The sequence below is a fragment of the Micromonospora sp. KLBMP9576 genome (genome assembly GCF_050941805.1).
In the GTDB taxonomy this organism is placed as follows: Bacteria; Actinomycetota; Actinomycetes; order Mycobacteriales; family Micromonosporaceae; genus Micromonospora.
Map to the genome: position 1 here is coordinate 946826 of NZ_CP194567.1, position 22306 is coordinate 969131.

22 protein-coding genes are annotated in these 22306 nt (G+C 74.4%); 17 read left to right on the top strand and 5 right to left on the bottom strand.

Annotated elements, in window-relative coordinates:
* Positions 1-49: 49 nt before the first annotated feature.
* From ACQ452_RS04455 to ACQ452_RS04465, 3 genes are all read left to right on the top strand, one after another.
* Complete coding sequence (locus ACQ452_RS04455) at positions 50-820, top strand: hypothetical protein (protein WP_433390045.1); 771 nt, start codon at positions 50-52, stop codon at positions 818-820.
* Between the two features lie 2 nt (positions 821-822).
* Entirely contained in the window at positions 823-1806 is a 984-nt protein-coding gene (locus tag ACQ452_RS04460; RefSeq protein ID WP_433390048.1) for a nucleoside triphosphate pyrophosphohydrolase, read from the top strand.
* Between the two features lie 161 nt (positions 1807-1967).
* A complete protein-coding gene (locus tag ACQ452_RS04465) occupies positions 1968-3587 on the top strand; it encodes a DUF885 domain-containing protein (RefSeq protein WP_433390049.1) in 1620 nt (539 codons plus the stop codon).
* Between the two features lie 33 nt (positions 3588-3620).
* Here ACQ452_RS04465 and ACQ452_RS04470 read toward each other — a convergent pair whose 3' ends face one another.
* On the bottom strand, positions 3621-4475 hold the full coding sequence (locus ACQ452_RS04470; RefSeq protein WP_433390050.1) for an NAD(+) diphosphatase: 855 nt from the start codon (positions 4473-4475) through the stop codon (positions 3621-3623).
* A 77-nt stretch (positions 4476-4552) separates the two neighbouring features.
* Positions 4553-5245 carry a hypothetical protein gene (locus ACQ452_RS04475; RefSeq protein ID WP_433390052.1) on the bottom strand — a complete coding sequence of 231 codons (693 nt, stop codon included), beginning with the start codon at positions 5243-5245 and terminating at the stop codon, positions 4553-4555.
* Between the two features lie 232 nt (positions 5246-5477).
* Here ACQ452_RS04475 and eno point away from each other — a divergent pair, with 232 nt between their 5' ends.
* The 5 genes from eno to ACQ452_RS04500 are packed head-to-tail and all read left to right on the top strand — an operon-like array spanning position 5478 to position 9534.
* The gene (gene eno, locus ACQ452_RS04480; RefSeq protein ID WP_433390053.1) at positions 5478-6761 is read left to right on the top strand and encodes a phosphopyruvate hydratase; all 1284 of its coding nucleotides are present in this window, start codon (positions 5478-5480) and stop codon (positions 6759-6761) included.
* A 32-nt stretch (positions 6762-6793) separates the two neighbouring features.
* Positions 6794-7426: an FtsB family cell division protein gene (locus ACQ452_RS04485; protein WP_433390056.1), complete on the top strand. Its 633-nt coding sequence runs from the start codon at positions 6794-6796 to the stop codon at positions 7424-7426.
* A 34-nt stretch (positions 7427-7460) separates the two neighbouring features.
* Positions 7461-8018: a DUF501 domain-containing protein gene (locus tag ACQ452_RS04490; protein ID WP_433390059.1), complete on the top strand. Its 558-nt coding sequence runs from the start codon at positions 7461-7463 to the stop codon at positions 8016-8018.
* Between the two features lie 2 nt (positions 8019-8020).
* Positions 8021-8557, top strand: a complete 537-nt coding sequence (locus tag ACQ452_RS04495) for an amino-acid N-acetyltransferase (protein WP_433390062.1) — start codon at positions 8021-8023, stop codon at positions 8555-8557.
* 47 nt (positions 8558-8604) lie between these two features.
* Entirely contained in the window at positions 8605-9534 is a 930-nt protein-coding gene (locus ACQ452_RS04500; RefSeq protein WP_433393976.1) for an exopolyphosphatase, read from the top strand.
* Between the two features lie 39 nt (positions 9535-9573).
* On the opposite strand, the gene ACQ452_RS04505 is transcribed toward ACQ452_RS04500, so the two are convergent.
* The 3 genes from ACQ452_RS04505 to ACQ452_RS04515 all read right to left on the bottom strand — a co-directional run bounded on the left by ACQ452_RS04505 (position 9574) and on the right by ACQ452_RS04515 (position 14351).
* The gene (locus tag ACQ452_RS04505) at positions 9574-10329 is read right to left on the bottom strand and encodes an ABC transporter permease (protein ID WP_433393977.1); all 756 of its coding nucleotides are present in this window, start codon (positions 10327-10329) and stop codon (positions 9574-9576) included.
* Positions 10330-10433: 104 nt separating this feature from the next.
* Complete coding sequence (locus ACQ452_RS04510) at positions 10434-11420, bottom strand: ATP-binding cassette domain-containing protein (protein WP_433390064.1); 987 nt, start codon at positions 11418-11420, stop codon at positions 10434-10436.
* 30 nt (positions 11421-11450) lie between these two features.
* Complete coding sequence (locus ACQ452_RS04515; protein WP_433390067.1) at positions 11451-14351, bottom strand: BTAD domain-containing putative transcriptional regulator; 2901 nt, start codon at positions 14349-14351, stop codon at positions 11451-11453.
* Between the two features lie 516 nt (positions 14352-14867).
* Here ACQ452_RS04515 and ACQ452_RS04520 point away from each other — a divergent pair.
* The 9 genes from ACQ452_RS04520 (at position 14868) to ACQ452_RS04560 (ending at position 22290) form a co-directional block, all read left to right on the top strand.
* A complete protein-coding gene (locus ACQ452_RS04520) occupies positions 14868-15200 on the top strand; it encodes a PadR family transcriptional regulator (protein WP_433390070.1) in 333 nt (110 codons plus the stop codon).
* On the top strand, positions 15197-16210 hold the full coding sequence (locus ACQ452_RS04525) for an HAAS signaling domain-containing protein (protein WP_433390072.1): 1014 nt from the start codon (positions 15197-15199) through the stop codon (positions 16208-16210). Before ACQ452_RS04520 ends, ACQ452_RS04525 begins: the two co-directional genes overlap by 4 nt.
* A gap of 117 nt (positions 16211-16327) precedes the next feature.
* Positions 16328-16834, top strand: a complete 507-nt coding sequence (locus ACQ452_RS04530; protein ID WP_433390075.1) for an LppU/SCO3897 family protein — start codon at positions 16328-16330, stop codon at positions 16832-16834.
* Between the two features lie 198 nt (positions 16835-17032).
* A complete protein-coding gene (locus ACQ452_RS04535; protein WP_433390078.1) occupies positions 17033-17719 on the top strand; it encodes a dienelactone hydrolase family protein in 687 nt (228 codons plus the stop codon).
* A 19-nt stretch (positions 17720-17738) separates the two neighbouring features.
* A complete protein-coding gene (locus ACQ452_RS04540; protein ID WP_433393979.1) occupies positions 17739-18452 on the top strand; it encodes a uracil-DNA glycosylase in 714 nt (237 codons plus the stop codon).
* Between the two features lie 77 nt (positions 18453-18529).
* On the top strand, positions 18530-19264 hold the full coding sequence (locus ACQ452_RS04545) for a DUF4129 domain-containing protein (protein ID WP_433390081.1): 735 nt from the start codon (positions 18530-18532) through the stop codon (positions 19262-19264).
* Positions 19265-19307: 43 nt separating this feature from the next.
* Positions 19308-19892, top strand: a complete 585-nt coding sequence (locus ACQ452_RS04550) for a hypothetical protein (protein WP_433390083.1) — start codon at positions 19308-19310, stop codon at positions 19890-19892.
* Complete coding sequence (locus ACQ452_RS04555; RefSeq protein ID WP_433390086.1) at positions 19889-20896, top strand: AAA family ATPase; 1008 nt, start codon at positions 19889-19891, stop codon at positions 20894-20896. Before ACQ452_RS04550 ends, ACQ452_RS04555 begins: the two co-directional genes overlap by 4 nt.
* Entirely contained in the window at positions 20896-22290 is a 1395-nt protein-coding gene (locus ACQ452_RS04560) for a DUF58 domain-containing protein (RefSeq protein ID WP_433390089.1), read from the top strand. Before ACQ452_RS04555 ends, ACQ452_RS04560 begins: the two co-directional genes overlap by 1 nt.
* The last annotated feature ends 16 nt before the right edge of the window (positions 22291-22306 follow it).

The following is a 22306-nucleotide window of genomic DNA, read 5'->3' on the forward strand; positions in this document are numbered from 1 at the left end:
CGGTGGGCGGCGTCATCGGCGTGGTGGGCGGCATGAGAGAGTGACCGACATGCGTGCTCGCCGTCTTGCCGCCGTCGCCAGCGTGGTGCTCGGCCTCGTCGCCCTCTCCGGTTGCCGTGCCGAGCCCGGTGTCGCCGCCTACGTCGGCGACCAGCGGATCACCGAGGACGCCGTCACCGCCCTCGTCGACGACCTCCGGGCCAAGAACCCGACGCCGACGGGGCAGCCCGCGGCGCCCGCCGAGGGGCAGCCCCCGGCGCAGCCGGCGCAGCTTCCCGGCCGCGGCGAGGTCGTGAGCGTGCTGGTGCTGGCCGAGGTCTGCGAGCGGGTCTCCGCCGAGCGGAACTACCAGTCGTCCGCGCAGGTGCGTCCGGAGCAGGTGGCCCAGCAGCTCGGCCTGTCGCCCGACACCGAATACGTGCGCGAGGCGGCGGCTCTCTACGGTTGCCTGTCCGGGGTGCCGGCCGGTACGCCGGCCGAGCCGAGCGCCCAGGATCTGAAGGACGTGGTGGCGGCGGGCCGTGCGGCGGGTGCCATCCCGGCCGACGTGACCGACGAGGCCGCCGCCGGCCAGCTCGACGGCGAGCAACTGCGCATGGCGCTGGCCACCCGCAAGTCGCTGGCGGAGGCGGTCGCCGCGTACGACGTGACGGTCAACCCCCGCTACCGTCCGCTGCAGTTCCCGGTGCTGAGCTTCGCGGGCAACGCGCCGGCGGTCAGCGTGCCGCTGGGCGAGGCCGGCTCCGACGCGGTCACCGACGTCTCCACGCCGGACCCGCTGCCCAGCGCCTCGCCGGCGGCGGGCGGGACCGACAGCTGAGCATGTCGGCGCGGATCGTCCTGCTCGTCACCTCGCCCCGGCTGCCGGCCGGGCTGCTGACCGCCGCCGCCTGGGATGTCGTACGCGGGCATCCGGTGCTGGCGGGCGCCGAGAGCGAGCTGACGACGGCGATCCGGGTGGCGGGCGGCGAGGTCACGGTGGTCGCCGGCCCGGCGACCCAGGCGCTGCTCGACGCGGTGGCGGCGCACGGTGTCGTGGTGTGGCTGGCCGGCCCGGCCGGCGACGAGTCGCTGGCCCGGCAGTTGGGCCTGCGGCTGGCCCGCGAGCCCGGCCTCGCCGAGCTGGAGCTGATGTACGGCTCCTGGGATCCGCCGGGCGCCCGGCTGCTCGACGCGGTGGCGGTGCTGGACCGGCTGGTCTCCCCGGGCGGCGACCCGTGGAAGCGGGCGCAGACCCACCGCAGCCTCGCCGGCTTCCTGCTGGAGGAGTGCTACGAGGCGTACGACGCGATCAGCGCCGGGGACACCGACGCGCTGCGCGAGGAGCTGGGCGACGTGCTGCTCCAGGTGGTGCTGCACGCCCGCCTCGCCGAGGAACTGCCGGAGGGCCAACGGTGGAGCGTCGACGACGTGGCCGGTGGGTTGGTCGACAAGATGGTCCGGCGCAACCCCCACGTCTTCGCCGGCGCCGAGGTGGGCAGCATCGAGGAGATCGAGGCCAGCTGGGAGCGGATCAAGCGGGCCGAGAAGGCGCGTGACTCGGTGCTGGACGGCATCGCGCTGAGCCAGCCCGCCCTCGCCCTGGCCGCCAAGATCCTGGAGCGCGCCGGCCGGGTCGGCCTGGCCGTGCCGCCGCCGCTCGCGCAGTCGCAGGTGGATCCGGAGGCCCGGCTCGGTGCGGGCCTGCTCGCCACTGTCGCGGCGGCCCGCGAGGCGGGCCTGGACCCGGAGGCGGCCCTGCGCCGTGCCGCCCTCGCCTACGCGGAGGCCGTCCGCGCCGCCGAACGCCCCGCGACTTCCGCCTGAGCGCAGGGGCGACAGTGGTGGGGAGGGGCCCGTTCAGGGGCCATGTTCCCGGCAGGCTCCCGCACCGGCCCGGAGGGCGGAACGGAGTTCCCGGCAGCGGACGAGGTCCGGCCGGGATCGGCGGGGCGGGGCGGAGGCGGGCGGGCCGGTAGGGTCGGCGGGTGGAATCGTTTGTGCCGCTCGCGGAGCGGATCGTCGACGCCCTGCTGGAGAGCCGCCCCGGGCTCGCCTCGACGGCGGGCGACCACCGGTGCGACGACCGGTTGCCGGACCTGTCGGCCGACGCCGTCGCCGCCGACCGGGTGATGCTCCGGGAGGCAGCCGACGCGCTCTCCGAGCTGGACCCGGACGCCCTCGACACCGCCGACCAGGTCGACCACGCGCTGCTCAGCGCGCTGGTGGACCGGGAGTTGTTCGAGGCCGACGAGATCCGGGCGCAGGAGTGGGACCCGCTGCGGCACAACCCGGGGCCGCTGCTGCACGCGCTGGTCGCCCGCCCGTACGCCCCGGTCGAGGTCCGGCTGACCAGCCTGGCGGGTCGGCTCGCCGCCGTACCGGACGCGTTGGCGACCGCGCGCGCGACGCTGCGAGACATGCCGCGGGTCCATGCCGAGACGGCGGTGGGGCAGTTCACCGGCGCGGCGGCGCTGATCCGCGACGAGGTGCCGGCGCTGCTCGCGCAGGCCCCCGCGCTGTTCGACCGGGTGGAGCCGGCCGCCACGGCGGCGATCGCGGCGCTGGAGGAGTTCGTCGCGTGGCTGCGCCGGGGTCTGGCCGCCGACGCCGGCCCGGGGCGGGACCCGAGGCTGGGTCGCCGCCGCTGGGAGGCGCGGCTCTGGCACACCCTCGACACGGAGCTGGGCGCCGCCGAGATCCAGCGCCGTGCCTGGGCCAACCTGGACCGGGTCGGCGAGGAGATCCGCGCGGCGGCCGTCGAGCTGGTCGGTGGCCCGGCCGACGACGAGACGGTACGCCGGGCGCTGGACCTGCTGGCCGCCGAGCACCCCGACGACCACACCATCGTGGAGCTGGCCTCGGTGACCCTGGACGAGGCGAGTGACTTCGTGCGCGCCCACGACCTGGTGACCCTCGTCGACGACCCGTGCGTGATCCAGGAGATGCCCCAGTTCGCCCGGGGGGTGGCGGTCGCCTACTGCGACTCGCCCGGCCCGCTGGAGACGGCGGACGTGCCGACCTTCTACTGCATCGCGCCCACCCCGGCGGACTGGCCCGCGCACCGCGTCGAGTCGTTCTACCGGGAGTACAACGACCACATGATCCGCAACCTGACGGTGCACGAGGCGATGCCGGGGCACTTCCTCCAGCTCGCGCACGCCCGCCGGCACGTCGGCTCCACCCGGGTCCGGGCGCTGACGGAGTCGGGGCCCTTCATCGAGGGCTGGGCGGTCTACACGGAGGAGCTGATGGCGGGCCTCGGCTTCGGCGGCCTGCCGGTGCGGTTGCAGCAGCTCAAGATGCAGCTCCGGATGACCATCAACGCCCTGCTCGACCAGCTCGTGCACTGCGAGGAGCTGCCGGAGGCCGAGGCGCTGGCGCTGATGACGGGGCGGGGCTTCCAGGAGGAGGGGGAGGCGGCCGGCAAGTGGCGGCGCTCGCTGCTCACCTCGACGCAGCTCTCGACGTACTTCGTCGGCTACAGCGAGGTGGCCGCGATCGCCGCCGCCCGTCCGGCCGGGGTGTCGGTGCGCGACTGGCACGACGCGATGCTCGCCCACGACTGCCCGCCCCCGCGCCACCTGCGCACCCTGCTCGGGGTGTGACGAGCGAGGGTCACCGGATGTCGGGCGACACGCTCAGCTCGTAGCACCACCGCTGGCCGGTCGGCGCGCCCGCGACGCTTCGATCAGCCAGCGCGAGAGGGAGTACGCGGGCGGCAGCTCCGCCGGCAGCCCGTCGAGCGGAAACCAGCGGGCCTCGGTCAGCTCCCGCCCGTCCACCACCGGTTCGGCGCCGGGGTCGGCGGCGGTGGCCGTGAAGCCGGTGAGCAGGACGCCGGGGCCGGAGAGCGCCCAGGGCTGGCTGCCGAAGTAGGTCAGCCGGTCGAGGGCGAGCCCGACCTCCTCGCCGACCTCGCGGCGGGCGGCGGCCTCCAGCGTCTCGCCGCCCTCGACGAAGCCGGCGACCAGCGCCCACAGTCCCGTCGGCCCGTAGGAGTGCCGCACCAGCAGCAGCTCGTCGGCCCGGCCGGCCGGGCTCGGGCGGATGATCGCCACCAGCACGGCGGCGGAGAGCCGCAGCGGCACGTACAGCTCGCAGCCGGGACAGCGGCGGGCCGACTCCCCGGGCACGTCGGCCAGTTCCGTGCGGCAGGCCCCGCACCAGCGGTGGGTACGCCGCCAGGTGACGACGGTCAGGGCGCGGCCGGCCAGGGTGGCGAGCGGTTCGGCCACCTCGGCGGCGAGCGACGCCCAGCCGCGCCAGCGGCCCGGCAGGTCAGGGACACCGGCCGGCTCGGCGGCCCAGGCGGGTACGCCGTCGAGGGTGCCCAGCGGCACCCATCCGGTGTCGGCGGGCAGGTCGGCGACCCGCAGCACCGTGCCGTCGTCTCCGGTCAGGAGCCGGTTCCCGGTCACCGGGAGCGCGAGGTCGCCGGGCGCCGGGGCGACGCCGGAGCCGGCACCGGGCACGAATCCGCTGGCAGCGGGCACGGATCCGCCGGCACCGGGCGCGGATCCGCCGGCACCGGGCACGGATCCGCCGGCACCGGGCGGGGGCCCGGGAGCGGTCACGAACCGGCCGGGCGGCGGTCCACGACGCCGGCGCCGGGCGGAAGGTCGAAGGCCGCGCCGTCGACCGTGTCGCGGTAACCGGTCAGCGCCACCTCGACCTGCTCGCCGTCGAGCTGCCCGGTGAAGCTGCCCAGCACCCCCTGGGTGGTCACGCACGCGGTGAAGTCGCCGCCGGACTGGTCCACGTCGACGCAGGTGGCGTGGTGTCCGGCGAGGGTGGTGTCGCTCTGCGCGACCACCGCGTCCGGGTCCAGCGCGGCGGCGGTGAGCAGCCCCACGACGATCGGCGGTGTGATCAGGCCCCGCTGCCTGGCCTCGGCGAACAGGGCCACCGTGGGCTTCGCGTTGGGCGCGGGCGGGGCCTCCAGGGTGCAGGTCGCGCGGCCGGCGGGGGTCTCGCAGCGGCTCGTCGCCTCCGGGGTGACGGTGAGCTTGCCGCCGGGCCAGGTGTACGCGGAGCGGGCCGGATCCTGCGCCTGGACGATGGTGGCGGTCTGCCCGCCGGGGAGCTGGTAGTCGGCGGAGTAGGTCAGCTCCAGGGCTCCGTCGAGCCGGGTGGCCAGGTCGTTCACCAGGTCGGCCCGCCCGATGGTCCGGCCGGCGTCGTCGAGGGTCTGACAGCCGGTCACGGTGAGCGACGCGATGACCGACACGGCGAGCATGCGAAGGGTGGTCGAGGCGGCGGGCATGACGACCAGCGTGGCCGATCGGGTCGACCGCGCGCAAACCCGTTGCCGGTTGGGGCCCGAGAATCCGGGAATGTCCGGATGGAGTGTCCGCCCGGGGGAGGTTTCGGAAGCGGCCGGCGTGCGCCCGCGCCGCCCGGGCCCGAGCGCCGCCCGATACGCTGCGTTCAACACCTGCCTCAGCCGCACCGTCGCGGCCCATACCGCACCGGACACACATACGAGGAGCGACTCAGTGGCAACCATCGAGGGAATCGTCGCGCGCGAGATCCTGGACTCGCGGGGCAACCCGACCGTCGAGGTCGAGGTCGGGCTCGACGACGGCACGATCGCCCGGGCGGCGGTGCCCTCCGGCGCCTCCACGGGCGCCTTCGAGGCGATCGAACTGCGTGACGGTGACGCCGACCGCTACCAGGGCAAGGGCGTCGAGAAGGCGGTCTCGAACATCGAGGACAAGATCGTCGACGAGCTGATCGGGTACGAGGCCAGCGAGCAGCGGCTGATCGACCAGAAGATGCTCGACGTCGACGGCACCGACAGCAAGTCCGAGCTGGGCGCGAACGCGATCCTCGGCGTCTCCCTGGCGGTGGCGAAGGCGGCGGCCGGCAGCGCCGAGCTGAGCCTCTTCCGCTACCTGGGCGGCCCGAACGCGCACCTGCTGCCCGTGCCGATGATGAACATCCTCAACGGTGGCGCGCACGCGGACTCGAACGTCGACGTCCAGGAATTCATGATCGCGCCGATCGGCGCCCCCAGCTTCCGGGAGGCGCTGCGCTCCGGCGCGGAGGTCTACCACGCGCTGAAGTCGGTGCTGAAGAAGAAGGGCCTCTCCACGGGCCTCGGCGACGAGGGCGGCTTCGCGCCCAACCTGCCGACCAACGCCGCCGCCCTGGACCTGATCGCGGAGGCGGTGCAGAAGGCCGGCTACCGGCTCGGCACCGACATCGTCCTGGCGCTCGACGTGGCGGCCACGGAGTTCTTCGACAACGGCACCTACACCTTCGAGGGCGCCGCGAAGACCGCCGAGGAGATGAGCAGCTACTACACCAAGCTCGCCGGCGACTACCCGATCGTGTCGATCGAGGACCCGCTGGCCGAGGACGACTGGACCGGCTGGCAGACGCTCACGGCCTCGCTCGGGGACCGCGTCCAGATCGTCGGCGACGACCTGTTCGTGACCAACCCGCAGCGCATCGCCCGGGGCATCGCCGAGAAGGCCGCCAACGCGGTGCTCGTCAAGGTCAACCAGATCGGTTCGCTGACCGAGACCCTGGACGCGGTCGACCTGGCCCACCGGGCCGGCTTCAAGTGCATGATGAGCCACCGTTCCGGCGAGACCGAGGACACCACCATCGCCGACCTGGCCGTGGCCACGGGCTGCGGGCAGATCAAGACCGGCGCCCCGGCCCGCTCGGACCGGGTCGCGAAGTACAACCAGCTCCTGCGGATCGAGGAGGAGTTGGCCGACGCGGCGCGGTACGCCGGTGCGGGCGCCTTCCCGCGTTACCGTTCCGCCTGAGAAGCGCGAGGTCTCGGGGGAGGGGTGTGAGGATGCAGCAGCGCCGCACACCGGGCGGTCAGCGTCCCGCCCGCCGGCCCACCGGCCGGCCGGGCGGGGCCCGGGGCGCCCGGGCGTCGGTCCGCGAGGGCGGCGTCCGCGCCGAGTCGCGGGCGAGCGCCGGTCGTGCCCCGGGTGGTGGCCGGGGCTCGGAGGGCGTACGGTCCGCGAACCGGCCCGCCGCGGCCCGGCGTACGGCCGCCGGCACCGTCAAGCGGCTCTCCGCACCCCACTCCCGGGGCCTCACCGGGCGGGCCACCGTGCTCTTCGCGGTGCTGATCGCCCTCGCCCTCGCCTACACCTACCCGGTACGGGTCTACCTCGACCAGCAGGCCGACATCGAACGGATGGAGGCCGCCCAGGCCGCGCAGCGGCAGGCTATCGAGGAGCTCTCCGAGCGGGCGGCCAAGTGGCAGGACCCGGAATACATCAAGATCCAGGCCAGGGAGCGGTTCTTCATGGGCCCGCCGGGCGAGACGCTGCTGGTGGTGCTCTCCGACCCGCAGGGCGCCGCCCGTGACGCCGGTTCGTCGGCGGCCCCGTCGACGCCCCCCACGCCCGATTCCTGGTATGACACCCTCTGGTCGAGCGTGCGGGCCGCCAACGGCGAGCACGCCGACAAGTGAGCGACCCCCGAACGTCGAACGAGAGCTGGGCACCGTGACTGTCGTACCACCGCAGGAGCCGGCGGCGGACTCCGTACCCCCGCCCCGGCGGGAACCGGCCACGGCGGCCGACCTGGCCGCGGTGGCCGCGCAGCTCGGACGCCCGCCCCGGGGCACCCAGGCCGTCGCCCACCGGTGCCCGTGCGGCCTGCCGGACGTCGTGGAGACGACCCCGCGCCTGGCCGACGGCACCCCCTTCCCGACGTTGTTCTACCTGACCTGCCCACGGGCGACGGCGGCCTGCAGCCGGCTGGAGTCGGCCGGGCTGATGAAGGAGATGGCCGACCGGCTGGCCGCCGACCCGGAGCTGGCCGCGCGCTACCGCGCCGCGCACGAGGACTACCTGGCCCGCCGGGCCGCGATCGGCGACGTGCCGGAGATCGCCGGCATCTCGGCCGGCGGGATGCCCGGCCGGGTCAAGTGCCTGCACGTGCACCTCGGGCACGCGCTCGGGGCCGGGCCGGGGGTGAACCCGTTCGGCGACGAGACGCTGGAGCTGGTGGAGAAGTGGTGGGCGGCCGGGCCCTGCGTGGACGTGCCGGCGGGGGACTGAGCATGGCGGGCGCGGGCGGCGACGTGGCGGGGGCCGACGAGGTCGTGGTACGGCCCGCCCGCACCTCGGACGTGCGTGGCATCCGGCGGCTGATCGACACCTACACCGACGACCGGCGGCTGCTCAGCAAGGCCACCGTCACCCTCTACGAACACGTGCAGGAGTTCCGGGTCGCGGTCCGTGCCGGCGACGGCGCGGTCGTCGGCTGTGGTGCGCTGCACGTGATGTGGGAGGACCTGGCCGAGATCCGGACGGTGGCGGTCGACCCGTCCTGCCGGGGACGCAAGCTCGGCCACCGGATCGTCACGGAGCTGATCGACGGCGCCCGCGAGCTGGGGGTGTCCCGGATCTTCGTGCTCACCTTCGAGACCCGGTTCTTCGGCTCGTTCGGGTTCACCGAGATCGACGGCGCGCCCGTGCCGCAGGTGGTCTACGAGCAGCTGCTGCGCTCCTACGACGAGGGTGTCGCCGAGTTCCTCGACCTGGAACGGGTCAAGCCCAACACCCTCGGCAACACCCGGATGCTGCTGCGCCTGTAGTCCTCGACGGCCGCGCCTGACGTAGGGTTGCTGCCGTGACGACGCGTGTGGCCGCCATCGACTGCGGGACGAACTCGCTCCGACTGCTGGTAGCGGACCTGCCCGACGCCTCCGCGGGTCCGCAGGCGCCGCTGACCGACCTGAGCCGGCGGATGGAGATCGTCCGCCTCGGCCAGGGTGTCGACCGGACGGGTCGGCTGGCCCCGGAGGCGATCGAACGCACCCGGGTCGCGCTGGCCTCGTACGCCGCCGAGATCGAGAAGCTGGGCGTGGACCGGGTCCGGATGTGCGCCACGTCGGCGTCCCGGGACGCCTCCAACGCCGCCGAGTTCCGCGAGATGGTCGAGCGGACCCTCGGGGTCGCGCCCGAGGTGGTGACCGGCGACGAGGAGGCCCGGCTCTCCTTCATCGGCGCGGTGCGTGGGCTGCCGGCCGACGCGCGCGAGCCGTACCTGGTCGTCGACATCGGCGGCGGCTCGACGGAGTTCGTCGTCGGCACCCGCGCGGGCGGCGTCGAGGCGGCCATCTCGATGGACATCGGCTGCGTCCGGATGACCGAGCGGCACCTGCACGGCGACCCGCCGGGGCTGGACGAAATCGCCGCCGCGCAGGCCGACATCGCGGTCGCGGTGGACCGGGCGCTGGCGGCGGTGCCGGGCCGGCAGGCCGCCACGCTGGTCGGGCTCGCCGGGTCGGTCACCACAGTGGTCGCGATCGCCCGGGGCCTGACGGAGTACGACCCGGACCGCATCCACCACGCCCGGGTGTCCCGGGACGCGGTGGCCGACGTGACCGCCGACCTGCTCGGCAAGAGCCGGGAGCAGCGGCTGGCGATCCCGGCGATGCACCCGGGCCGGGCCGACGTCATCGGCGCGGGCGCTCTGGTGCTTCGAGTGATCATGGAGCGGGCGGGGATGGACTCGGTGGTCGCCTCCGAGCACGACATCCTCGACGGCATCGCCTACAGCGTTCTGTAGCCGGTCTCCGGTGGCCGTCGAGGCCACCGGAGACCGCAGTCAGCGACTCAGCCGCTGGTAGCGGCGGACCGCCAGCGGAGCGAACGTCGCGATCAGGAGCACCGGCCACGCCACCGCCAACAGCACCGCGTGCTCTGCCGGCCACGAGTCGCCACCCACGCCCGGATTGCCGAACAGGTGACGGATCGCGGCGACGGTCGCGGAGAGCGGGTTCCACTGCGAGATCGCACCGATCCACGGCGGCATCAGCTCGGGCGACACGAAGACGTTGGAGACCGCGGTGAGCGGGAACACCGCCGGGAAGACGATCACGCCGACCATGTCCGGGTTGCGGACGAGCAGCGCCAGGTAGATCCCCATCCAGGTGATCGCGACCCGCAGCAGCAGGAGCAGCCCGACGGCGAGCAACGCCCGGCCCACGCCGTCGCGCCACTGCCAGCCGACAAGCAGGCCACAGAGCAGCAGGGTGGACATCTCCAGCAGGGCGCGAAGCAGATCCGCGGCGCTGCGGCCGGTCAGCAGGGCGGAACGCGCCATCGGCATCGACCTGAACCGGTCGACGACACCCCTGCTGAGGTCGAGCGCCACTCCGGTCGCGGTGGCGCCGAGGCCGTTCAGCATCGTCATCACGAAGATTCCGGGCAGCAGGAACTCGCGGTAGTTGCCGCCATCCGGCACCTGCATGCCGCTGCCGAACACGTACCCGAAGACCAGCACGAACATGATCGGCAGCGAGAAGTAGAGGATCAGTTCCTCCGGCGCACGGACCACGTGGGTCATGTTCCGCCTGGTCATCGTCGAGGCGTCGGCGATCGCGGAGCGCCACCGCGCCAGCGGTGTCCGCGTGGACACCGGGGGAGCGGGGACGGTCGTCGCCTGACGGGATCGGGTTGCGCTCGTCATGCCGCCGCCTTTCGTCCGGCGCCGACGGTCTCGCCGGCCTCGTCGGGACGTCGCCCGGTCAGGTGCAGGAACGCCTCGTCCAGCGTCGCGCGGCGCAGACCGATGTCCTCGACCGCGATCCCCGCGTCGTCGAGCGCCCGCACCACGTCGACCAACCCGGCGACCCGGTCGGTCACCGGTGCGCTGAGTCGCCGGAACTCCGGATCGCGCTCGGGTTCCGCGGCGCAGATCCGGGCGACGATCCCGCCGGCCCGGGTCAGGTCGGCCGCGTCGCGCACGACCACCTCGATCCGGTCGCCGCCGGTCATCGACTTCAGCTCGTCCGGGGTGCCCTCGGCGGCCACCCGACCGGCGTCGATCACCGAGATCCGGCCGGCGAGCTGATCGGCCTCCTCCAGGTACTGCGTGGTGAGCAGCACCGTGGCCCCGTCCGCCACCAGCGTGCGGACGATGTCCCACACCTGGTTGCGGCTGCGCGGGTCCAGGCCGGTGGTCGGCTCGTCGAGGAAGAGCACGCGCGGCGGGCGGATGAGGCTGGCGGCGAGGTCCAGCCGGCGGCGCATCCCACCGGAGTACTCACCCGCGGAGCGGCTCGCCGCCTCGTCGAGCCCGAACCGTTCCAGCAGTTCACCGGCGCGCTGGCGGGCCGCCCGGCGGCCGAGTTTCCACAGCCGGCCGAACATCTCCAGGTTCTGCCGGCCGCTGAGGGTCTCGTCGACCGCGGCGTACTGCCCGGTCAGCCCGATGCGGGCCCGCACCTCGTCGGGCTGACGCGCCACGTCGAAGCCGGCCACGGTGGCCCGGCCGGCGTCGAAGCGCAGCAGCGTGGCGAGGATCCGCACGGCTGTGGTCTTCCCGGCGCCGTTCGGTCCCAGCAGCCCGTACACCGTGCCGGTCGGCACGGCCAGGTGAAAGTCGTCGAGCGCGCGGGTCGGGCCGTACCGCTTGCCCAGTCCCTCCGCGATCACCTCGAATGTCGTCATGCCCCCACGGTGCGCGCGGGCGCTGACGGCTCACGCACCGGCGGCTGACGGCGGCGCGCCGCACGGTGCGGCCCGGTCCCTGGCCTGCTCCGCCTCGGTGATCTGATCGAGGGCGAGGATGATCTCCGTACGCGTCGCCTCGCCGACGTACCAGCCGGTGAGCCCGCCGGCCAACGCCGCCTCGCACATCCGCCTGGCCTCGGCGAGATCCCCACGCAGCCGCGCTGTCTGGGCGAGGCCGAGGCGGGCGCCGGACACGAACTCCGGCGCGCCGCCGCGCTGGGCGAGGAGCAGTGCGCGGGCGAAGTCGTCCTGGGCCGCGGCGAGGTCACCGGCGCGCAGCCTTATCTCGCCCCGGGTACGCAGCATGTCGGCCTGGTCGACGGCGGAGCCGAGTTCTTCGGCCAATCCCATGGCCCGCTCCATGGCCGTGCTCGCCGCTTCCGGGTCACCCTGCCAGGCGGCGAGTTCGGCCAGCGCGCCCAGCGTGATCATCGAACCCCATCGGTCGCCGATGCTCTGGAACCCGTCGAGCGCGGTGACCAGCGCGGTCTTCGCCCGGTCCCACTCGCCACTCCACATCCGCGCCGAGCCGTTGCCCATCGCGCCGAGGGCATTGATCCACACGTCGGGGCCGACCATCCGGTGCAGCTCGCGCGTCAATTCGTCGACGTCCTCCACGTCCCCGGCCGGCGGTCCGGTCGAGATTCCCGACAGATACAGCAGGAAGGGCTGTCGGGGCGGCCGGTCGAGGCTGCGGATCAGGGAGCGCTGCGTCCCGAGGGACGGCAGGCGGCCGGAACCACCGAGCGAGGCGTGGTAGACGCACAGGGCGAACTCCTCGCGCAGGTCGGGTGGCGCCGCGGTGCCGAGCAGGTCGAGGACCTCGCCGGCCAGCCTGGCCCCTTCGCCGCGCATGCCGCGCAGCCACCAGTAGAACGACAGGGCCGCGACCAGCCCGGCCGCGCCAGGCGCGTCACCGGATCCGGCGGCGCGGTGCAGCGCCGAGTGCAGGTTCTCCCGCTCGGCGTCGAGCCGTAGCAGCCATTCCAGCTGCTCCGCCCGGCGGAGGTGGACGTCGGCGGTCCAGGCGAACTCCAGGAAGTACGCGGCGTGCGCGCGGTGCAGCTCGTCGACCTCACCGGCTTCGGCGAGTCGCTCCGCGCAGAAGGTGCGCACGGTCTCCAGCATCCGGTACCGGCCGGCACCCAACTCCACGAGGGACTTGTCGGCCAGGCCGGTCAGCACGTCGACTAACTCGGCGCGAGGCAGGCCACAGATCCGCTCGGCCGCCTCCAACGTGGTGCCACCGACGAACACGGTCAGTCGGCGGGCCAGCTTCCGTTCGGCGTCATCGAGCAGGTCCCAGCTCCACTCGACCACCGCGCGGAGCGTCCGGTGCCGTGGCGTCGCCGTCCGGCTGCTCATCGACAGCAGCCGGAACCGGTCGTCGAGCCGGGCGGCCACCTCGGCGACGGGCAGCGCCCGCAGCCGCGCGGCGGCCAGTTCGATCGCCAGCGGCAGGCCGTCGAGGGTATGGCAGATCCGCAGCACCGTCTGGACGTTGGCCGACGTGACGGTGAAGTCGGGCGCGACGTCGGTGGCCCGCTGGGTGAACAGCCTGACCGCGGGGTAGTCGCAGGCCGCCAGCGCCGACGCGTCGGGCGGCGGCAGGGTGAGCCCGGACACCGGGCACAACGCCTCGCCGGCCAGTCCGAGTGGCTCGCGGCTCGTGGCCAGGACGCGCAGCGACGGACAGGCGCTCAGCAGCCGGGCGACCAACCGGGCCGCCTCGGCGATGACGTGCTCGCAGTTGTCGAGCACGAGCAGTAGCCGCCGCTCGGCCAGTGCCGTGACCAGCCGGTCGGTCGAGTCCCGGCTGGGCTCGGCCGGGGTCCGCAGGCCCGCGTCGCGCAGGCCGAGCGCGCTCAGCACCGCCTGTGGTACGTCCGAACCGTGGGTCAACCAGGCCAGCTCGACGAGACGGACCTGGCTGTCGAGGCGGCTCGCGGCCTCGATCGCCAGCCGGGTCTTGCCCGCTCCCCCGGGGCCGACGAGAGTGACCAGCCTTCGCTCGTCGAGCAACTCGCCCACGCGCTCGAGCTCCTCGTCGCGCCCGACGAAGGTGGTGAGCTGGCCCGGCAGTCCGGGTCCGGGGTCCTCGGGCGGGGCGGGGCGTTCCTCGCCGCGCAGTACGCCCACGTGGATCGCGGCCAGCGCGGCCGACGGGTCGGCGCCGAGTTGCTCGGCCAGCGTGCGCCGGGCGTCCTCGAACTCGGCGAGCGCCTCGGCGGGCCGGCCGGCGGCGGCGAGGGCGAGCATGAGCTGGCCCCGTGGGCGCTCCCGAAACGGATGCGCGGTGACCAGCTCCCGCAGCTCCGCGACCAGGGCGGCATGCCCACCCAGCGCCAGCTCCGCCTCGATGCGGTCTTCGGCGGCGGCCAGCCGCACCTCGTCCAGCCGGGCCGCCTGCGCGGGCGTACCGGCCACGTCGATGACGTCGGCCAGGGCCGGACCGCGCCACAGGGCCAGCGCCTCCCGCAGCAGGGCCGTGGCGCGGGGCCAGTCGCCGCTGGCGAGGGCGTGGCGTCCCGCCTCGGCGAGCGCCTCGAACCGGTAGGCGTCGACGTCAGCCGGATCCACGGCGAGGCGGTAGCCGGCCGGGTGGAACTCGACCGTGTGTTCCGCAGGTAGGGCCTGCCGCAGCCGGGACACCTGGGACTGGAGTGCGTTGGCGGCGGCGCGGGGCGGGTGCTCGCCGTACAGGCCGTCGATCAACCGATCCGGGGACACCACGCGGCCCGCGTCGAGCAGGAGTAGCGCCAGCAGGGCGCGCAGCCGCGGACCGCCCACGGGGATCTCGCGCCCGTCGGCCAGCAGCACCTGGGTCGGGCCCAGGACGCAGAAACGCATGGCCCGATTGTCGCTCACGGCCGGCCAGCTTCAGCGGGTCGCGCCGGTCGTGAGGCCGGTGCGGCGGGACCGGGGCCGGGGCCGGGACCGGGCGGTCGGGTGCCTTCGCGCCACCTACCGCGACAGGACCAGTGTCGACAGTTGGTCAGGAGGCGGCGGGTGGCGGCGCTGGTCCGCTGGTGCCCGGGGGCGCGGCCGTAGGGGCAACGGGGAGTAACGAATTGCTGCCGCGACCGCCACCCCGCAGCCTCCCTTTGCTCTGCAGCCACCGACGCACCGGTCACCGTGCGTTCCGGCCGCCTGCCGGCCGAGACGCCAAGGTCCACAAGAACTGCCAGCTCATTCGCCTGGTGCGCCGATGGCTGCAGAGCAAAGGGGCGACGCGGGGGATCCGCCATCCGCGCGCTTCATTACCCTGCGTGACCCAGACGCTCGTCGCGAACGGTGATGTTTCCCGGCTCGCCGCGAGGCGAGGGGTGGGCGGCGGGCGCGGGGCGTTGACGGTATTACGCAATGCGCACTAGTGTGCATTGCGTGGACACCACACAGTTGTTGAAGGGCGTGCTGGATCTCGCCGTCCTCGCCGTGCTCCGCGAGGAGGACGGCTACGGCTACGACATCCTGCGCCGGCTGCGCGACGCCGGGTTGCAGGAGGTGGGCGACGCCTCGGTCTACGGCACGCTGCGCCGGCTCTACGCCGCCGGCCTGCTGACCACCTACGTCGTGCCGAGCGAGGCCGGCCCACACCGCAAGTACTACTCACTCAACGCCGCAGGCCGGGACCAGCTCACCCGCTCCGGCAAGCTCTGGCGCTCGTTCGCCACCACCATGGACGCACTGCTCGAGGATCGGGGGATGGCGGCATGACCGTCACGGAGCAGGAAATCGCGGACTACGCCGCACGGGTGCGGGCCGCGCTGGCCGACCTGCCGCCGGCGCACCGCGACGAGTTGACCGAGGACCTGCCGGAACACCTCGCCGAGGTCGCCGCCGAGGCCGGCGGCACGCTGGTCGAGCGGCTCGGCGAGCCCGAGGCGTACGCGGCCGAGCTGCGCGCCGCCGCCGGAGTCGGCACGGCCGACGGCGGCCGTCGTCGCCTGGGCCACCGCCGTGTCGGCGTCGCCGTGGACCGGCTCCGCGCGCGGGCGCACCGCTGGGACGTCCAGCTCGGGCCACCCCTCGGGTACGCCTCCGCGAGCGAGTTCCTCCGGCTGCTCCGGCCGGCCTGGTGGGTGCTGCGCGGCTACCTGGCCGCCATGCTCGTCACGGTGGTCACCACCGGGGAGGCGTTCGGTGTGCTGCCCGAGCTCAACGGCAGCACGCCGGCCGGGCTGGTGCTGCTCGCCGGCACGGTGCTCGCCTCGATCTGGCTCGGCCACCACACACCGGGCCTGACCCGGCCCAAGCGGCGGATGCTGCACGTCGGCACCGCGGTGCTGGTGATCTTCGGGATGATCGGCCTGGCGGACATGAACGGCCGGGTGGGCAACGGTGACTTCGGCTACGAGCAGATCTCGATCGACGACCGGTACGACCACATCCGGGACGTCTTCGTCTACGACCGGGAGGGCCGGCTGGTGGAGAACGCCCGGCTCTTCGACCAGAACGGCGACCCGATCCGCCTCGGCCATCCGGACTGCCTCGACCTGCGGTTGCCGGACGAGCCCGCCAACCCGTTGCTGCGCACGTACCCGTACTGCCCCCGGCAGGCGCCGTTCGCGCCGCGGGCGCCGGGCGGTGCCGTGCCGTCGACGGGCGTGCCGCCGCTGCCCACGCCCGCGGCGCCGAGCGTGCCGGCCGAGCCCACGCCCGCCCCGGGCGGCACCCCGAGCACGGTGCCCGCGCCGTCGGGCACGCCGGTCCCGAGCCGGACGTGAAGCGAATCATGCCGTGAGGCTGGGAAATAGCTGAACGGTGGAGGCGCACGGGACAGCGGCTGCCGACCACCGGCCGCTACGGTGTCGTCTGCTCATCCACCCCCGGAAGGAAAACGCGTGTCAGAGCAGGTCGCACCGCCCCCCGTCCCGGACGCCGCACAGTCGACGCCGGCCGCGCAGGGGCCACCCCCGGCGGCCGTCCAGGCGCCGCCTCCGGCCAAGCCCGAGGCGCAGAAGTCCGGCTCCAAGAAGTTGCTCGGCATCGTGGGCGCCGTCGTCGTGTTCCTGGTGGTCGCGGGCCTCAAGTTCGGCATCGGCTCGGCGATCGGCAACTTCTTCAACAAGGACGAGACGGCCGAGGCCAAGGTCGGCGACTGCATCGCCGAGCTGCCCGAGGCGATCGGCACCGAGCAGAAGAAGGTCGACGGGGCGAAGGTCGTCGAGTGCACCTCGACCGACGCCGTCTACAACGTCGTCGGCCGCGTCGAGGGGCAGACCGCGGAGCAGGCCCGCTCCGGCGAGGCGTGCGCGCAGTACCTCAAGGCGGACCAGGACGGCTACGTCTTCTCCAGCATCGAGCCGGGCAAGACCGGCTACCTGCTCTGCCTCACCAAGAAGGCCTGACCCCGAGCGGGACGCGGACGCCGACGGCGGCCCGGACATCGTCCGGGCCGCCGTCGGCGTCCGCTCGTGAGGCCGGCGGACAGAGGTGAATGCCACTGCGTCGCCGTCTTCCCCGGGGCGCTCACCGCGTGGCAGGCTACCGGCAGGTAGGACCACTGGGCGACCAGCCAACAATGACTGACCGCTAGGAGAGAGCCGATGGGCGAAATGGTGAGCTACCGCGGCAACGGGGGGACGGGCGAGGGGTATCTCGCGATACCCTCCGGCGGTGCGACCAGCCCCGCGGTCATCGTGATCCAGGACTGGTGGGGCCTCGTGCCGCACGTGCGGGCGGTGGTGGACCGCTTCGCCGAGGCCGGCTTCGTCGCCCTCGCCCCGGACTTCCGGCACGGTGGCCCGGCCAGCAAGCCCAGCGAGCCCCGCCAGATGCTGAACAGCCCGCAGATGGACGAGGCGGCGGCCGACATCGCCGGCGCGGCGGACTACCTCGCGGGGCGGCCCGAGGTCACCGGCAAGGTGGGCTGCGCGGGCTTCTGCGCGGGCGCGAGCCTGGCCCTCTGGGCGGCGACCCGCTCCGAGCGCATCGTCGCCACCGCCGCCTTCTACCCCCAGCTTCCCTGGGACGGGATGCGCCCCGAGTGGCCCGACTACGCGGGCAAGGCGGCGCTCATCCACTGCTCCGAAGAGGACGGCACCTCCGCCGCCGAGGGCGTGCGGACCGTCTGCCGCGCCATCGAGACCTCCGGCGGCACCTGCCAGCCCTACGACTACCCCGGCACCTCGCACGCCTTCTTCAACGAGGACCGGCCGGAACACTTCGACCAGCGCGCCGCCGCCACCGCCTGGGCCCGCACCCTCGAACTCTTCCGGGCCAAGCTTGGCTGAGACCCGTACGCCCGAGGAGGTGGTCGCCCGCGCCGCGCGGGCGACCGACCTCGCCGACCTCGACGCCGCCGTCACCGACTGCTTCGCCTGCCCCCGGCTGGTGCGCTGGCGGGAGGAGGTGGCCCGCACGCGCCGGGCGGCCTTCCGGGACCAGGAGTACCGGGGCCGGCCGGTGCCCGGCTTCGGCGCCCCCGACGCGCGCATCGCCATCCTCGGCCTGGCGCCCGCGGCGCACGGCGGCAACCGTACCGGCCGGATCTTCACCGGCGACCGTTCCGGCGACGTCCTGTTCGCCGCGCTGCACCGGGCCGGCCTCGCCAACCAGCCGACCAGCGTCGCCGCCGACGACGGGTTGACCCTGCGCGACGTGCGGGTCTTCTCCGCCGTGCGCTGCGCGCCCCCGGACAACAAGCCCACCCCCGGCGAGCGGGACACCTGCGCGCCCTGGCTGCACCGCGAGGTGGCGCTGATCCGGCCCACCCTGCGCGTCGTGGTCGCGCTGGGCGCGTTCGCCTGGGCCTCGTGGTGGCCGGTGCGGCGTCAGGTGTACGGCCTGCGCCCGCCCAGCCCGCGACCGGCCTTCGGTCATGGGGCACACTGTTGCGGCACGGGCGCGCCGGAACTGCTCGGCTGTTACCACGTAAGTCAGCAGAACACCTTCACGGGACGGCTGACACCAGAGATGCTGGACGATGTGTTCGCCCGGGCGAAGAAGCTGGCCGGGGTGGACTGAGGCGCGGGGCGGTGGCGATGACGGATGGCACGCGCCGACCCGTGCGACCCGACCGGGTGGCCCGGAGGTAGCCCTCGATGGAACTCAGCGTCCTGCGCAGGTGGTGGCCGATGGCGGCGGTGGTGCTCCTGCTCGCCGTCGCCGCGCTGGCGTCCGCCCACTCGTCGATCGGCGCCAGCCGGGTCCCGCCCACCGCGGAGAACATCCCCTACGTCCCGGAGTATCCGAGCGCCGAGCCGGCCGCCTCGATCCCCGTCGAGCCGCGGGACGCCGGCGAGGCCACCCAGGCGCGGATCCCGCGGTGGGTCGGCGTGGCCGTCGTCGTACTGCTCGGGTTGGCCCTGCTGGCCGCGATCGCCTACCTCGTCTGGACGCTGGTCCAGGGTGCCCTGCGCCGGACCACGAGGGCGCTGCCGCCCCAGCGGGCCCGCCGGACGGCCGCGGGCACGGCCCGCGAGGTGGCCGCCGCCCTCGACGCCGGCCTGGAGGAACTGGACGACCAGGACACCGACCCCCGCACGGCGGTCATCGCCTGCTGGGTGCGGCTGGAGGAGACCGCGGCCGGGGCCGGCGTGCCCCGGCTGGCCGGCGACACCCCCACCGACCTGGTCACCCGGCTGTTGCGGGGCGACCCGGCGGCGGGGGTGCCGGCGATCGCCAGCGGCGACGTGCTGGCCGAGTTCGCCCACGTCTACCGCGAGGCCCGGTACGCCACCCGGCCGGTCGACGAACGCACCCGCGACCAGGCCCGTGCGGCGCTACGCCGGCTGCGCGGCGAGTTGACCGCCGCGGACTCCGAGGTGCCGGCGTGACCGGGGTGCCGCGGTGCCCCGCCCGACGTGGCGGGGTGCCGCGGTGAGCAGCACCAGCATCGACGACCTGCTGACCTTCGAGGAGGCGCGGCCGGCGCCCGCCGCGCGGACCCGGGGCGGGCGGGCCGGCCAGGTGATCCGCGCCCTCGCGGCCCTCGCGGCCGTCGTGGTCGTGCTGGTCGCCGGCCTGCGCGTGGTGGGCCTGCGGGTTTCCCTGCCGGTCCTCGTCGTCGGGGTGGTCGCGCTGTTCCTGGTACGCCGGGTCGTCGCCGCCCTCACGCCCCCGCCCCCGCCCAACTCCGGCGGCCGGGCTTCGGCCGGTGACGACGACGGCACCTGGAACTGGGGTGCCCGCGACGCGCTGCGGACCGCGGTCAACGGCTGGGAAGCGCCGTTGGACTGGTCGGCCACCCGGCCCGAACGCTTCACCAAGGTGATCCTGCCCCGGCTCGGTGAGCTGGCCGACGAGCGGCTGCGTCAGCGGCACGGCGTGACCCGCGAGTCGGATCCGGCCCGGGCCCGCGCCCTGCTCAGTGACCGGCTGTGGACGTTCCTGGAGAGCCGGCCCCGCCGCACCCCGTCGCCGCGCGACCTCGCGGCGATCGTCGCCGAACTGGAGAAGATATGAACGACGTGGACCGCAGCATGCCCGCCGCCGAGGTCGGCCGCCTCGCCCGGTCGGTGCTGGAGGCGGTCGGTCAGGTCGTGGTCGGCAAGCGGGACGCGTTGGAGCTGGTCCTCGCCGGGATCCTGGCCGGCGGGCACGTGCTGCTCGAGGACCTGCCGGGGCTCGGCAAGACGCTGACCGCGCGCTGCTTCGCGCAGGCGCTCGGGCTGGACTTCCGTCGGCTCCAGTTCACCCCCGACCTGCTGCCGGCCGACGTGACCGGCTCGTTCCTGTACGACCAGCGCAGCGGCGAGTTCGCGTTCCGGGCCGGGCCGGTCTTCACCAACCTGCTGCTCGCCGACGAGATCAACCGGACCCCGCCGAAGACCCAGTCGGCCCTGCTGGAGGCGATGCAGGAGAAGCAGGTCTCGGTGGAGGGCGTCACCTACAAGCTGGACGAACCGTTCCACGTGCTGGCCACCGCCAACCCCATCGAGTACGAGGGGACCTACCCGCTGCCGGAGGCGCAGCTCGACCGGTTCCTGCTGCGGGTCTCGTTCGGCTACCCCGAGCAGGAGGAGGAGTGGGAGGTGCTGCGCCGGCGGATGGCCCGTCGCCGCGAGGAGGCCGAGATCAAGCCGGTGGTCGACGCCGAGACCCTGCGCGCCATGCAGGCCGCGCTGGAGCACGTGGTCGTGGAGGACTCCGTCGGCCGCTACATCGTGGCGTTGACCGCCGCCACCCGGGAACACCCGTCGGTGCTGGTGGGTGCGTCCCCGCGCGGCTCGCTGGCGCTGCTGTTGCTGTCGCGCGTACGGGCCGTCATGGCCGGCCGCGACTACGTGGTGCCGGAGGACGTCAAGGAGGTCGCGGCGCCCGCCCTGGCCCACCGGATCACGCTGCGCCCGGAGATGTGGCTGCGCCGCGTCGACCCGTCCTTCGTGGTCGGCGAGGTGCTGGAGGCGACCCCCGCGCCCGCCAGCGGCGCGCTGCCCAGCTACGCCGCCGGCCGGCCCGGGCACTGATGACCGCCGCCGCGCCGACCCCGCCGCCGGGGCCGTCGACCGGTTGGGTGCCCACCTGGGCGCTCGGCCGGGCGGTGCTGCTCACCGGCCTGCTGCTGATCGCCGGGGTGCTGCTCGGCCGGGTCGACCTGATCGTGCTGGCCGTCCCGTTCGCGCTCGGCACCGCGTACGCGCTGCGCCGTCGGCCGACCGCCCTGCCGCAGGTCTGGATCTCCGCCGACGAGGGTCGCCTGGTTGAGGGGAGCGGACTGACCGGCACCGTCACCGTCGGCAACCCCGACCTGGTCGACTACGACGTGGCGGCGGTCCGTAGCCGGGTCTCACCGTGGCTGCGGGTGGAGCGGGTGACGATCGCCGGGGCGACCACCGCGTCCGGGGCGGGTTCGGGCGTCGCCCCGTCCGTCGCCGAGCGGCCGTTCGTGACCGCCGTCCCGACGGGCGAGGCCGTGGATCTGGAGCTGACCGGCACCGCGCTGCGCTGGGGCCGGCACCAGATCGGGCCGGCCGGCGCCCGGGTCGCCGCCGCGCAGGGCCTGCTGCTCTCCCGTGCGGTGGTCACCGAGCCGTTCCAGTTGCGGGTCTACCCGCGGACCGAGCCGTTCGACGCGGTCGAGGCGATGCCCCGGGCCGCCGGCCTGGTCGGCGCCCACCACTCGCGCCGGCCCGGCGAGGGCGGCGAACTGGCCGGCGTACGGGTCTTCGCCCCGGGGGACCGGCTGCGCCGGATCGACTGGCGGGTGTCGCTGCGCGCCCGGCAACTGCACGTGGCGGCCACCCTCTCCGACCGGGACGCCGAGGTGGTGGTGCTGCTGGACGTGCTCGCCGAGGCGGGCCGGTCGGGGGGCGTGTCCGGGGCGGCCTCCGTGCTGGACACCACGGTGCGGGCTGCCGCCGCGATCGCCGAGCACTACCTGCACCGCGGCGACCGGGTGTCGATGCTCGAATACGGCCCCGCCGCCCGTCGGCTGCGCCCGGCCGCCGGCCGGCGGCAGTACCTGACCGTCCTGGAGTGGCTGCTGGAGGTGCGGGCGGAGTCCTCCCCGCACGAGCCGTACGACCAGGTGTTCGGCCCGCAGTTGCTGTCGGCGGACGCGCTGGTGGTGGTCCTGACCCCGCTGCTCGACGAGCGGTCGGCGCAGATGCTGGCCCGACTGGCCCGCTCCGGGCGGTTCGTGGTCGCGGTGGACACCCTGCCGGCCGACCTGGCCCCGCCGAAGGACCGGGGCTGGGCCGAGGTGGCGTACCGGCTGTGGCGGCTGGACCGGGAGACGATGATCGGGCAGTTGCGGGAGCACGGCGTGCCGGTGGTGCGCTGGGCCGGTGCGGGCAGCCTCGATGAGGTGTTGCGGGACGTGGCCCGGATGGCGACCGCCCCGAGGGTGAACAACAGGTGAACGCGAGGAATGCGGC